The 13407-nt window shown below is 39.0% G+C and carries 14 protein-coding genes and 1 riboswitch; of the genes, 13 read left to right on the top strand and 1 reads right to left on the bottom strand.

Annotated features, from left to right (window positions below):
- Nucleotides 1-3 precede the first annotated feature (3 nt).
- From QQS40_RS10650 to bioB, 7 genes are all read left to right on the top strand, one after another.
- Entirely contained in the window at nucleotides 4-453 is a 450-nt protein-coding gene (locus tag QQS40_RS10650; RefSeq protein WP_049355393.1) for a TPM domain-containing protein, read from the top strand.
- A complete protein-coding gene (locus QQS40_RS10645) occupies nucleotides 446-1246 on the top strand; it encodes a TPM domain-containing protein (protein WP_329505240.1) in 801 nt (266 codons plus the stop codon). The genes QQS40_RS10650 and QQS40_RS10645 overlap by 8 nt, the downstream gene beginning before the upstream one ends.
- A gap of 75 nt (nucleotides 1247-1321) precedes the next feature.
- Complete coding sequence (grxD, locus tag QQS40_RS10640) at nucleotides 1322-1648, top strand: Grx4 family monothiol glutaredoxin (protein WP_049355391.1); 327 nt, start codon at nucleotides 1322-1324, stop codon at nucleotides 1646-1648.
- Nucleotides 1649-1792: 144 nt separating this feature from the next.
- Nucleotides 1793-1885: riboswitch (TPP riboswitch) on the top strand.
- A gap of 35 nt (nucleotides 1886-1920) precedes the next feature.
- Nucleotides 1921-2922: a thiamine ABC transporter substrate binding subunit gene (gene thiB / locus QQS40_RS10635; protein ID WP_329505238.1), complete on the top strand. Its 1002-nt coding sequence runs from the start codon at nucleotides 1921-1923 to the stop codon at nucleotides 2920-2922.
- A 5-nt stretch (nucleotides 2923-2927) separates the two neighbouring features.
- A complete protein-coding gene (thiP, locus tag QQS40_RS10630; protein ID WP_329505236.1) occupies nucleotides 2928-4532 on the top strand; it encodes a thiamine/thiamine pyrophosphate ABC transporter permease ThiP in 1605 nt (534 codons plus the stop codon).
- Nucleotides 4525-5154 (top strand): thiamine ABC transporter ATP-binding protein, encoded by a 630-nt coding sequence (thiQ, locus tag QQS40_RS10625; RefSeq protein ID WP_308602946.1) that lies wholly within the window; start codon nucleotides 4525-4527, stop codon nucleotides 5152-5154. The genes thiP and thiQ overlap by 8 nt, the downstream gene beginning before the upstream one ends.
- A 73-nt stretch (nucleotides 5155-5227) precedes the next feature.
- Nucleotides 5228-6244: a biotin synthase BioB gene (gene bioB, locus QQS40_RS10620; RefSeq protein ID WP_102704187.1), complete on the top strand. Its 1017-nt coding sequence runs from the start codon at nucleotides 5228-5230 to the stop codon at nucleotides 6242-6244.
- A 45-nt stretch (nucleotides 6245-6289) separates the two neighbouring features.
- On the opposite strand, the gene suhB is transcribed toward bioB, so the two are convergent.
- Nucleotides 6290-7090 carry an inositol-1-monophosphatase gene (gene suhB, locus QQS40_RS10615; RefSeq protein WP_289902456.1) on the bottom strand — a complete coding sequence of 267 codons (801 nt, stop codon included), beginning with the start codon at nucleotides 7088-7090 and terminating at the stop codon, nucleotides 6290-6292.
- A gap of 200 nt (nucleotides 7091-7290) precedes the next feature.
- On the opposite strand from suhB, the gene QQS40_RS10610 reads away from it, so the two are divergent.
- From QQS40_RS10610 to nrdR, 6 genes are all read left to right on the top strand, one after another.
- A complete protein-coding gene (locus QQS40_RS10610; RefSeq protein ID WP_297569283.1) occupies nucleotides 7291-7809 on the top strand; it encodes a prepilin-type cleavage/methylation domain-containing protein in 519 nt (172 codons plus the stop codon).
- Nucleotides 7806-8522 carry a hypothetical protein gene (locus tag QQS40_RS10605; protein ID WP_369866785.1) on the top strand — a complete coding sequence of 239 codons (717 nt, stop codon included), beginning with the start codon at nucleotides 7806-7808 and terminating at the stop codon, nucleotides 8520-8522. The genes QQS40_RS10610 and QQS40_RS10605 overlap by 4 nt, the downstream gene beginning before the upstream one ends.
- The gene (locus QQS40_RS10600) at nucleotides 8522-9202 is read left to right on the top strand and encodes a DUF2572 family protein (protein WP_289902453.1); all 681 of its coding nucleotides are present in this window, start codon (nucleotides 8522-8524) and stop codon (nucleotides 9200-9202) included. Before QQS40_RS10605 ends, QQS40_RS10600 begins: the two co-directional genes overlap by 1 nt.
- Nucleotides 9203-9215: 13 nt before the next feature.
- Nucleotides 9216-9482, top strand: a complete 267-nt coding sequence (locus QQS40_RS10595) for a DUF5374 domain-containing protein (RefSeq protein ID WP_049364346.1) — start codon at nucleotides 9216-9218, stop codon at nucleotides 9480-9482.
- 37 nt (nucleotides 9483-9519) lie between these two features.
- A complete protein-coding gene (recC, locus tag QQS40_RS10590) occupies nucleotides 9520-12879 on the top strand; it encodes an exodeoxyribonuclease V subunit gamma (RefSeq protein WP_297569274.1) in 3360 nt (1119 codons plus the stop codon).
- Nucleotides 12880-12956: 77 nt separating this feature from the next.
- Nucleotides 12957-13406, top strand: a complete 450-nt coding sequence (nrdR, locus tag QQS40_RS10585; protein WP_005695670.1) for a transcriptional regulator NrdR — start codon at nucleotides 12957-12959, stop codon at nucleotides 13404-13406.
- The last annotated feature ends 1 nt before the right edge of the window (nucleotide 13407 follow it).

Genomic DNA, 13407 nt, shown 5'->3' with positions numbered 1-13407 from the left:
TCTATGCCATTCTTTTCCAGAATTCCGGTAGATAAAAAGCAAATCGAGGCGGCGATTAGTCGCCTCGAAAGCTTAAGTTCGGCTGAGTTACGTGTTTATATTGAACGCAAAGTACCCAAGGTTTCAACACAACTGTCTGCGATGGAACGTGCTTTAGAAGTATTTGATGAACTGGAAATGCATAAAACAGCGGCACAAAATGCCGTGTTGATTTATGTGGGATATAAAAATCATCTCTGTGCAATCGTAGGTGATAAAGGCATTCATCAATTTGTTGATGTGGCTTATTGGCAGTTACAATGCGATTTAATGATTGAGCAGTTTAAACAAAAAGCTTATACACAGGGCATTGTCGATGCGATTGATCGTATCTGTGATATTTTATCTCGCCATTTTCCTATTCAGCCTGATGATGTGAATGAATTATCTAATGAGGTAATTATTAATGGCTAAGCTTTTATCTTTTATGAAAAGTGCGGTTATTTTTAGTCTTATTTTTTTTGCTCAAATGGTTGTTGCGGCAGAATTTCCGCCTGCACCAAATCCTTTTCATTACATTAACGATTACACCAACACGCTTTCTGCAGAACATAAGCAAATTTTAGAAAATAAACTAATTGCTTATAGTAAAGAAACGAGTTCACAAATCGCGGTTGTTTTGGTTCCTACAACTGGTGAATATGAAATTGCTGATTATACCTTTGCTTTAGGTGATAAATGGGGTATAGGACGTAAAAATCTGAACAATGGCGTGTTGATGCTGATTGCGAAGGATGATCGCAAAGTTTTTATCGCAACAGGGCAAGGTTTAGAAGGTGTATTGCCGGATGCTTTTTTATCGCAAGTCATCCGTTCGGCCATTTTGCCACAATTTAAACAAGGGCAATATGCCCAAGGTATTAATGATGGCTTAAACCAAATTATTGCGGCAAGTAAAGGCGAGTTTGATGCATCACAAGTTGAAGATGATGCGTTTGATAAGTACATCCCATTCTTAATGGTATTGGCGTTTATTGCTATTGTATTATTTGGTGAATTCCAATATCACAAAGATGAAGTCTATATTAGCCCGAATCAACGTGATCAACTGAATAAAATCATTCGTCAAAGTACGATTTCTCGTCGTCGTGGTGGCGGTTCTGGTTTCGGAGGCGGATTTGGTGGAGGCTTCGGTGGCGGTGGTTCTTCCGGTGGTGGCTTTGGTGGCGGTGGCTTTGGCGGCGGCGGAGCGGGTGGAAGTTGGTAAGACCAAGTCTTTCACTCAGGTTCTATCTTATGCTAGAATAGCGTCTTATTCAGACTTATTTGAACAAGGAACATTATGGAAACATTAGACAAAATCAAAAAACAAATCGCTGAAAACCCAATTTTAATTTACATGAAAGGTTCTCCCAAATTGCCTTCTTGTGGTTTCTCTGCGCGTGCATCTGAAGTATTAATGAATTGCAAAGTACCTTTCGGCTATGTTGATATTCTTCAACACCCCGATATTCGTGCTGAATTACCGGCTTATGCAAACTGGCCAACTTTCCCACAATTATGGGTAGAAGGTGAGTTAATTGGTGGTTGTGATATTATTTTAGAAATGTACCAAACGGGCGAACTTCAAACTTTATTAAGCGAAGTCGCGGCTAAACATCAAGCTTAATTGACGATAGATTACAAGATAAACCTGCTTTTTAGTAGGTTTTCTTTTGCTCAAAAAATGATAAACCTGTTATAAAAATGTGATCAGATTAACATTTTTAAGTTAAATAACTTGTTGATAAAATTCCCTTACGTTAGACTACGTCGAACTTAGTCGGGGTGCCAATATTAATGGCTGAGAAACACCCGTGAACCTGAAACAGATAATGCTGGCGTAGGAAACTAATTATCTCATTATGCTGTTTCGTTATGCAAAAATAAGGAGAACGCATAATGAACAAAACACTTCCCATTTTAACCGCACTTTTTACCGCTTCCGCTTTCGCACAAGCTGCTGCACCTCAAACATTAGATGTTTATACTTATGATTCATTTAGTGCTGATTGGAGTGCTGGACCAAAAGTTAAAGCAGCTTTTGAACAACAATTCCCGCAATGTAAGCTGAATTATGTGGCTTTTGATAATAATGGCACTTTGTTTAACCGTGTTCGTCTAGAAGGTAAAAAAATTAAGGCGGATGTCGTGCTCGGTTTAGATAGTTATCAAATTGAGGACGCACAAAAACTCAATATTTTTGAGCCAAATAAAGTAGATTTAAGCCAGTTACGCTTACCGATTAAATGGAAAAATAAAACTTTTTTACCATTTGATTATGCGCAATATGCGTTTATTTATGACAAAAATAAATTGGTCAATCCACCAAAAAGCTTAAAAGAATTAGTTGAGCGTCAAGATCTTAAAGTGTTATATCAAGATCCGCGTACAAGCAGTATTGGACGGGGCTTATTACTTTGGATAAATGCAGTTTATCCAGCAGCAGATATAGCAAATGCTTGGAAAACCCTTTCTAAACATACGGTAACGGTCACCAAAGGTTGGACTGAGTCTTATGGGGCCTTCTTAAAAGGGGAAGGTGATGTAGTTTTAAGCGTCAATACTTCACCGATTTACCATATTCTGTCTGAACAAAAAGATAATTATGTGGCAACGGAATTTGCAGAGGGGAGCGTCTTACAAGTTGAAGTCGCGGCAAAAGTCGCTAACCGTAATAATGCCTGTGCTGATGAGTTTCTAGGATTCTTACTTTCACCGCAAGCTCAAGCGGATATTGCTAAAAATAATGTCATGTTACCCGTGGTAGAGACCAATATCGAAAGTCATATTGATGCGCTTAATTCTCGCGCAAAATCAATGCGTATTTTAGATACTACTACGGTAACAAGTGAGCAGCTGAAAGGCTGGATCAATCAATGGCAAAAAGCGTTATCTAAGTAGTATTGATGCACTTATTCCAACATCCGCATTTTCGTCCTCGCCATTATTTGGGCGGAAGTGCGGTCATTTTTTTCATTGTTTTACTCTATGGATTTTCACTTTCTGCGGTTTTTTCAGTTGGAAGTGATTATGCCTTATCTGACTTCTTAAAAGACGATTATTTGCATCAAGTTATCGCCTTTAGTGTCGGGCAGGCATTCTTGTCTGCCTTGCTTTCTAGCATAATTGGTACTTTATTTGCACGCGCTTTTTTCTATTTAGATTTCAAAGGCAAATCGCTCATTTTACGTATTTTTTCCCTCACCTTTGTTTTGCCGGCATTACTGGCTATTTTCGGTTTGATTAGTATTTATGGCACAGCCGGTTGGCTAACACAACTGCTGCAAACCTTAGGTATTTCATGGAAACCCTCCATTTATGGTTTAAGTGGCATTCTCATTGCCCATTTATTTTTTAATATTCCTTTAGCGGCACGAATGAGTTTGCAGGCTTTGCAAAGTGTACCAACCGAACAGCATCAACTCGCGGCACAATTAAATATCAAAGGTTTCACATTTTTCCGTTTAATTGAATGGCCTTATTTGAAAAGCCAAATCGTGTCTGCCTTTGTACTGATTTTTATGCTGTGTTTCACTAGCTTTACGATTGTATTGGCACTTGGTGGTGGGCCACAAAACAGCACATTAGAAGTCGCCATTTACCAAGCTATTTTCTTTGAATTTGATTTACCTAAAGCGGCACTTTTTGCGTTAGTGCAATTTGCGTTTTGTTTTGCGTTATTTTCACTTTCACAATATTGGGCGAAAGCACCTGAAACGCAGATTTCACAACGTTATCGATGGGTTTTGCCTTCTTCAAGTGCGGTCAAATTTGGACATGTTTTTGTCTTATTCTCGGTGTGCTTATTTATTTTAAGTCCCTTATTCAATATTATTTTTCAAGGTTTATCTGCAACCCAATTATTTGGCTATTGGCAAAACCCACAATTATGGAAAGCGCTTGCTTATTCATTAACCATGGCACCGACTGCAGGGATTTTATCGGTATTATTTGGGTTCTTCTTATTGTTACTTTCCCGTCAACTGCAATGGTTATCTCATCCCAAATTAGCCCACTTAATTTTAACGGGGGGGATGATGATTTTAGCCATTCCGACGATTGTCTTAGCAGTCGGCTTATTCCTTTGGTTACAAGATATTGATTTTTCAGCAGGGCATTTGTTTGTAGTGGTATCTGTTTGTAACGCCTTGGCTGCCTTGCCATTTGTGCTCAAAATTCTCAATACACCAATGAGTCAATCGATGCAATATTATGAAAAACTCTGTTTATCGCTGAATATTACAGGCTGGCAGCGTTTTCGTTTAATTGAATATCCGCTACTAAAAGCCCCGTTGAAATATGCCTTGGCACTCGCAACGACTTTATCACTCGGCGATTTTACAGCGATAGCCTTATTTGGTAGTCCTGATTTTACTTCTTTGCCTCATTTGCTTTATCAACAAATCGGGCAATATCGAAGCCAAGAAGCAGCAGTGACGGCATTGATTTTATTGGGATTATGTTTAGGTTTATTTATGTTTATTGAAGGGCAGAAGGAACAACATGATTAAATTAAATAATGTGGTCTTCAATTATCAATCCATGCCGATGATATTTGATTTACATATTCAAGCCCAGGAAAAAATCGCCATTATTGGTGAAAGTGGCGCAGGAAAAAGTACCTTACTGAATTTAATTGCTGGCTTTGAATATGCGGATAGTGGCGAGATTTGGCTAAATGGTGAAAATCATACCAAAACAGCACCTTTTGAACGCCCCGTTTCCATGTTATTTCAGGAAAACAATCTCTTTACTCATCTTTCTGTGGAAGAGAATATTGCCTTAGGTTTAAAACCGAATTTAGCCTTAAATGCAGAAGAAAAAGCCCTTGTAGAACAAGCTGCAAGTGCGGTCAATTTACAGGATTTTTTAACGAGAAAACCGACCGCACTTTCGGGTGGACAAAAACAGCGAGTGGCGTTAGCGCGCTGTTTGCTACGAGATAAACCCATTTTATTATTGGATGAACCTTTTTCAGCCCTTGATCCTAAATTACGTATTGAAATGCAGGATTTAATGGATCAATTATGTGAAGAGAAAAAGCTCACCATGTTATTGGTGACGCATCAACCCCAAGAAATTGAACGGCATATTGATCGAGTGGTTGAAATTCATCAAGGAAAAGTGATCTGATCTCTTTTTATCATATTGCAGAGTAATATGCTCAACTTAATAAAAGCTACATAGCTTAAACGAGGAAAATATAATGACCACAACAAATGTAGTACAGCTTTCATCTATTACGCCCCATCCATCAGTAGAGTATTGGTCTGTTTGTAAAGTCGAAGCGTTGTTTGAAACACCGTTTTTAGAATTAGTCTATCGTGCGGCTCAAGTGCATCGAGAGCATTTCAACCCTGGTGCGATACAGTTATCGACGTTGATGTCGATTAAAACGGGTGGCTGTCCAGAGGATTGTGGTTATTGCCCGCAATCGGCACGTTATCAAACCGGCGTGCAAAATCAGCAGATCTTGGATATCGATGAAATTGTCGAAAAAGCCAAAATTGCGAAAGCACGTGGTGCAGGACGTTTTTGTATGGGCGCAGCATGGCGTGGTCCTAAGCCTAAAGATATGGAAAAAGTGACGGCGATTATTCGTGCGGTAAAAGATATTGGCTTAGAAACTTGCGGCACCTTTGGGTTGTTGCAAGATGGTATGGCGGAAGAGTTAAAAGATGCGGGATTGGATTATTACAACCACAATCTTGATACCGCGCCAGAGAATTATCACAATGTCATTGGTACACGCCGTTTTGATGATCGTTTAAGTACGTTAGGAAAAGTTCGTCGTGTTGGTTTAAAAGTTTGCTGTGGTGGTATTGTGGGCATGAACGAAACCCGTAAAGAGCGAGCTGGTCTCATTGCAAGTTTGGCAAATCTTGATCCGCAGCCAGAGTCCGTGCCAATTAACCAATTAGTGAAAGTAGAAGGCACACCAATGGCAGATGCAGCTGATTTAGATTGGACAGAGTTTGTTCGCACTATTGCCGTTGCGCGTATTACTATGCCGAAAAGTTATGTTCGCCTTTCAGCAGGTCGTCAAGGCATGAGTGAAGAAATGCAAGCCATGTGCTTTATGGCTGGCGCAAATTCCATTTTCTATGGCGATAAATTGTTAGTGACAGGCAACCCAGAAGAAGATGGCGATCAGCTGCTCATGGCTAAATTAGATCTTGAGCCAGAAACGGAAGAAAATAGAAAGCCACTCGACAGAAATTAGTCATAAAAAAAGTGCGGTGAAATTTCACCGCACTTTTGTTAAGGTTTACTTAACTTGTTCCGTTAGGCAAGGCTGAATTTTATTTAGTATTTCTTTTAAAATACGTGCTGGAGCAGCCACGATGTTGCCTGAGCGTAAATAGCCATGACCCGCATTGAAATCACACACTAAACCGCCAGCTTCACGTACGATTAAATCACCCGCTGCGCAATCCCAAGGTTTTAAGCCCATTTCGAAATAACCATCAACGCGACCTGAAGCGACATAACAAAGGTCTAATGCGGCAGAACCCGTACGACGGAAATCGGCTGCTTCATCAATTAAGTTATTCATGATAGCAAATTGAGTTGGCATCAAGCTTGGTTGTTTGAATGGGAAACCGGTGGCTAAAATCGCCCCGTTAAGTTCATTTTGGCTATCTACACGTAAACGCACTTCATTTAATTTTGCGCCTTCGCCACGCACAGCAGTGAATAATTCATTACGAATAGGATCGTAAACCACTCCCACTTCGGTACGGTTTTTTACACGGATAGCAATAGAAACAGAGAAATGTGGCAAGCCTTTTACAAAGTTGGTTGTGCCATCTAGTGGATCAATCACCCATTGAATATCACTGTCTTTGCCTTCTAATGCACCACGCTCTTCACTGATAATTGTATGATCAGGATAAGATTTCTGAATAATTTCAATGATCTCAGCTTCAGCGGCTTTATCGACGCTAGTCACATAATCATTAATACCTTTTTTACTTGTTTGGATGTCATCACGGCGCTCATAGTTTTTAGCAATCACGTTGCCCGCTTTTCGTGCCGCACGAATAGCGATATTTAACATTGGATTCATATTTCCACCAGATTTTAAAGAACAGATAAATAGGTCGCCTATTATAAGGGAGTTTTAGTAAATAGCCAGTTGAAAATGTTTAATTCACGGTTTTTCCCATTTTTTAAAGGAAATTTGCGATCGGTATCGCAAAAATAAAGTAGCCAATTTGGCTTTCTTCTAAAGGACTTTTAAAGTGCGGTCAAAAAAGAAGGCATTTTATGTATAAAGGGATAACCTTATTAGAAACCTTGATTGCGTTATTTATTTTAAGCTTAACGTTAGCGTTTGTATTGCCTAAATGGCAGAAAAACGATCCCAAATATTTTCTTGAAAAAGAGCAACAACGGCTTTATTTTTTCTTACGTAATATTCAAGCGAGGGCAGAAAACTCATCGGCGATTTGGTTTATTTTGGCCAATCGAGATACAGCAAATCAACGTTGGTGTATCACAGCTCAAGTAAAAAGCGATCATTTTTGTGATTGTTTTCATCCCCAGAATTGTCCTAAAAACCTTTATGCGCATTTTTACTATCCTTATTTTGAAGAAAAAACGATGCTTATCGGCCCTAAATTATATCCGTCAGAAGTGGCGGTGAAATTTAATGGGGCCAGAAATACCATGGAAACGAATTGTTTTATGTTACAGGCTGAAGAGCATCGAACATTGTTCTCTTTTTTCAATGTAGGCAGTATTAAATTAAAGTCTGATCAAGCAGCGAGTGCATGTACAAGATGAAACCATTAAAAGGCGAAACATTGGTGAGTTTGTTGATTTCACTTGGCTTATCCGCTTTATTATTGTTATTAGTTGCACAATTTTATGCCCAAACTCAACAGCAAAATCAGCGTTTAATGTTACAACTCAAATTACAGTCTGAATTGCAACGTACCATTCAACTCATCGGTAAAGATCTGCGTCGCGTAGGTTTTCGAGCCGTAAACCAAAAACTCATCGAGGATAATCTGGTTTTATTCGAATTAGACGAAAAGGGTACTTCAATAACCATTGCTCAAGCAGACAATGCACCATCAAATAGTTGTGTCTTGTTTTTTTATGATTTAAATACTAATGGTTGTATTGGTGAAAAATACACAAAAAATACCTGCGTAAATGGCGTTAAAAATGTGGCAAAAAATATCGAAAAAGAGCTATTTGGTTACAAACTTAACGGCAAAATGATCGAAACCAAACAAACTTATAAAAATGCGGTAAATGCAGATTGTCGCTCGGAAGAATGTCAGCGTGCTCTAATGCAATCTACTTGTAATGCTGGTGGTGGATGGACAGATTTATTGGATGAAAAAGAGTTTGAGATTTCTCAATTACGTTTTGATTGGTTAAAGGCAGGGAAAGGGATTGAAATCAAACTCGCGGGAAATCTTGCAACACATAAGCATATTCAATATGAAACTTCGCTTGTGGTGCCTTTATTAAATCAAGAAGAATGATGAAAAAAGGGATTGTGACACTGACGGCACTGATTTTACTTTCGGGCTTATTGGCGCTGATCTTATTATTTGATGAACAGATCTTTGCGTTTTTTCGAGCTCAAATGAGTTTGCGAAAATATTACGTAGAACAGAGCCTTCCTTTACAGAAAATCAGTCAGCAACAACAAACACACATTTGCCAAAACTTGCCTTTAAATGGTACTGAAAAAGTGAAACAAATCTTTTTCGAGTCTTCAGGGGCAGAGGATAAAGTGGCCTATTCTGTTTGGTGTAAACGTGCAGAGTTGTTTAAGAAATCGCCCACAAAAGGCATTAATGAAAATATGCTGCGAGATTTTATTTCCAGCGAAAAACAAGCTGATTTTCAACCGCACTTTGTGAAAGTAGATACTACTTTAACTGTTCAAAAAACACCACAAGTGTATTGGATAACGCAAAGCCAATTAGAAATTAAAGGGAATGTGAGTGGTATTCTGCTAGCAGAAGGAGATTTAAGTTTAATCGGCAAAGGGCGTATTAGCGGTGCTGTGATTACTGGAGGCTCTCTTAAGTTGGAGGGAGGCGTGACGGTAGCTTACGGTAAAGCCGTGGTGACAAAACTCGTACAAGAATATAGCCAATGGCGTTTGGTGGATAAAAGTTGGAGTGATTTGAGTGCGCAAGATCAAAGTGAATAAAGGCATGTCGTTAATGTCACTTTTATTAGCCTTATCGATTTTCAGCGGGTTATTTTTGATTTTTAACCGATGGACGACTGAGCAACGAAAAAGTGCGGTCAGAATTTTTCAAGAATTTCAGGCGATTCAAATCGCTGAAAATCAGGCTCAACGTCAGTTTTTAGGCTTGTCTTGTGAAAATAGCGTAGAACAAAATGGCATTCAATTTGCAATTCAATGCAGTCATCATCAAGTGAATATACGCTATCCTCAAGGTGAATTTTTATTGAAAACCGAGTAAAATAACGCATTGTTTTTGCTTTCAAAAGGGCGTTACTTTGTTCGTTACTTATTATTCAAACCAACCAGAAATTCAAAAGGATATTTTAGTTTCGCTGTTGGAAAATTTACCGCAACATGATCCGTTTCAATCTGACATTGTGTTGGTGCAAAGTCCAGGTATGGCACAATGGTTGCAAATGGAAATGGCTAAAAAACGCGGCGTTGCAGCGAATTTCCAATTCCCCATGCCTTCCAGTTTTATTTGGAAACTTTACGCCGATAATTTGCCGAATGTTTCTACGCAAAACCCTTTTGAAAAAGATTCAACGTTATGGCGATTAATGCGATTAATCCCTACCTTTTTACAGCAAAAAGAATTTGAACCATTAAAAAAATATTTAGCGTCTTCACCTGCATCAGAACAGCAAAAGCTTTATCAATTAAGCCTAAAAGTTGCCGATTTATTTGACCAATATCTCGTCTATCGTCCCGAATGGATTGCTGCATGGGAGGAAAATAACGATGAAAAGATCTTGGCTCAAATTGATCAGCAAAAGCAGGGGCTTTCGGCATTAAATCCTACCTTTCTTTCTCAAATTAAAGGCAATATTCACTGGCAGGGAATTTTATGGCGAGCCTTGGTGGATGATGTTCAACGTGATTTCGGTGGAAAAGCAAAGCATCGTGCTGCACTCAATCAACAATTTTTAGCATTATGTCGTGATCCCAATGCGACACTCAACTTGCCGGAACGTATTTTTATTTTTGGTATTCCAGCATTGCCAACGGTTTATCTCAATATTTTCCAAGGTATTTCAGCTAAAACAGACGTGCATTTATTCTTCAATAATCCATGTCAAGAATATTGGGGCGACTTGCGAGATCTGAGTAAATCCTATTTATTAGAAAGACAGCGTTTCGTGCAAGCAAGTGATGATGTGAAGCCTTTAATTTCAGCCGAGCAAGTGTCATGGGAATCTGCTAACCTTGATTACACCAATCAACAAGAAGAATTGTTCAGCGGAAATCCGCTTTTAGCCTCTTGGGGAAAAATGGGACGGGATTTTCTCTATCAATTAGTGCGAGATGAGGAGAATATTCAAGCTATTTCCCGTGATTACTATGCAGAACTTCCCGAAAAAACGTTGTTAGGGCAGATCCAAAATCAAATTTTGACGTTAAGTCATGGTGCATTAAATGTCGCGAAAAATGACCGCTCTTTGGTCGTGAAATCTTGCCATAGCGCGATGCGAGAAGTTGAAGTGTTGCATGATTATTTGTTGGATTTATTCAATCAGAATCAACATAAACCAAAAGAAGAACAGATTACACCAAAAGATGTGGTGGTCATGGTGGCCGATGTTAACCAATATACGCCTTATATTCAGGCTGTCTTTGGTGCGAATAGTGCGGACGCACCTGTTATTCCATTCTCAATTTCTGACAGTAAATTGTCTGAAAGTGATGTGATCGTGTCGAGTTATCTTTCCCTGTTAAATTTAAGAGAAAGTCAGTTTGGCGCGGAAGAAGTACTGGCTTTATTGGATATTCCTGCTATCCGTGATCGTTTTAACATTGCGCTTGCAGATCTCGAACAAATTCGTGAATGGGTGAAAGAGTCGGGTATTCGCTTTGGTTTAGAAAAACTGCAGAACACACTGAATTTTAATGCGTGGCAGGCGGGGCTTGAACGTATGACTTTAGGCTATGCGATGCGTGAAGAGCAAGGTGTTTGGCAAGACAGCCTTGGACTTGATAGTAGCTATGGATTGAAAGGGCAGTTAGTTGGTGCAGTGAATCAATTTTTTACGGCCTTAAATAAATGGCATCAAGATTTGCAAAAGGCACACAATATTGAAAAATGGCGTGAAAAATTGACCGCACTTTTGATGGATTTCTTTGTGCAAAATGAAGAAACAGCGGATACCTTATTTTATATTCAAGATTGTATCAATGCCTTTGCCGATGATTTGCAGACCGTCAATTTTGAAGAAACCTTGCAAGCGGATGTGATTGCGGAAGTGATGTCTGCTCGTTTAGAAGAAACACCAAACAGCCTTCGTTTCTTAGCGGGGAAAGTGAATTTCTGCACGCTTTTACCAATGCGTTCTATTCCTTTCAAAGTGGTGTGTTTGCTTGGGATGAATGAGGCAGATTACCCACGCAGTCATACACCAAATAGTTTTGACTTGATGCAATATCATCATCAAAAAGGCGATCGTGTTCGTCGAGATGATGATCGTTACTTATTCCTTGAAGCCTTGCTGGCCGCAAGATCTCATTTTTATGTGAGTTATGTGGGTTGTTCAATTATTGATAATCAACCCAAAGAGCCTTCAGTATTGGTGAGCCAGTTAATTGATTATATTAATCATTATTCAGACAATGGCTTGAGAATTGAACAACATCCAATGACGGCGTTTAGCCCAAGTAATTTCCAAAATGAAGGGAAAATTAACCGCTCTTTTGCAAAAAAATGGCTACCGATTGCGCAATTCCAAGAAAGAAAATGTCATGAATTTGTTGTGCCGATGGCAGAAAATCAAGAGCCAATAACGGAAATTGAACTCGATCGTTTTGTGAGTTTTGTTGAAAATCCAGTGAAATTCTTTTTTGAAAAGCAGCTTGGCGTATATTTCCGAGATGAAGATGATCGCATTGAAGAAAGTGAAAACTTTACGTTAAATGGTTTGGATCATTATCGCATTAGTAATGAGTTATTGCATTTAGAGGAAGCGAAATTTAACGATTATTTCGCCAAACAGCGAGTAAAAGGCATCATGCCACGCGGCGAGTTTGCGGAAGTTTGTGCGCAATCCATTCGTGCTGATGTATTGGCTTTTAAAGAGAAAATTAAGGATTATTCTTCACCCCACAGTGAGAGTGTTGATTTTGTGGTGGAAACGGCACAAGGCAGTATTCGCTTGTTTGGCTATATGGAGCCATTATTTGGCGATGAAAATCAGATAATCGAATGGCGATTTGCAAAATATAAAGAGCGTTATCGTATTCGCCCATGGCTCTATTATCTCATTCAACTGGCGACAAAAGAGCAGGCACTGCCACCACGTATTATCGCTAAAGATAAGGATTTAACATTAAAAACAATAGAAAAATCAACCGCACTTGAGAAACTGAAAATGTATGTAGAGGCTTATTTACAAAGCCAGCAACAAATTCAGCTCATTCCAACGGAAAATATAGCGAAGTTTATTGAAAAAGATGAAAGTGCGGTCAAATTTGACAATGTTTTGACGAATATCGAATCCCTTGCGAAAGATGATCCTTATGGCTATGGAAAAGCTGATCCTTATTGGGCGAGGGTGTTAGGGCAAACAGAACAATTTAAATCAGAGAAAGGCCTTTTGCAGTTGGTGAAACAAACCACATCTTGGTTTGGAGAAATGTTGTCTTAAAGCGGATCTTCAGATCGAAAAGATCTTGGATTTTTGATAAGATAATGGCTTAAGAATAATTTTGAAAAGGATCTAAAATGCGTTGTCCGTTTTGTTCAACTGAAGAAACTAAGGTGATTGACAGCCGTTTGGTTTCTGATGGGTATCAAGTACGTCGTCGTCGGGAATGCGGGAATTGTCATGAACGCTTTACCACCTTTGAAACGGCCGAATTAGTGGTGCCAAAAATTATTAAAAATGATGGGTCACGCGAGCCGTTTAACGAAGATAAATTGCGTAGCGGTATTCAACATGCATTAGAAAAACGCCCAGTAAGTTCGGATGATGTGGAAAAAGCCATCAGCCATATTATTATCCAATTACGTGCGACGGGTGAACGAGAAGTACCAAGTCATCTCGTAGGTAAATTAGCCATGAATGAGCTGAAAGAATTAGATAAAGTGGCGTATATCCGTTTTGCGTCCGTTTATTTGAGCTTTGATAATATCAATGAATTTACCAAAGAAATTGAAAGCTTAAAGGATTAAT

Origin of the sequence: Haemophilus parainfluenzae, from assembly GCF_036288925.1 — a bacterium.
Classification (GTDB): Bacteria; Pseudomonadota; Gammaproteobacteria; order Enterobacterales; family Pasteurellaceae; genus Haemophilus_D.
The sequence above is the reverse complement of the archived record's forward strand: the minus strand, read 5'-3'. Positions and strand labels throughout refer to the sequence as shown.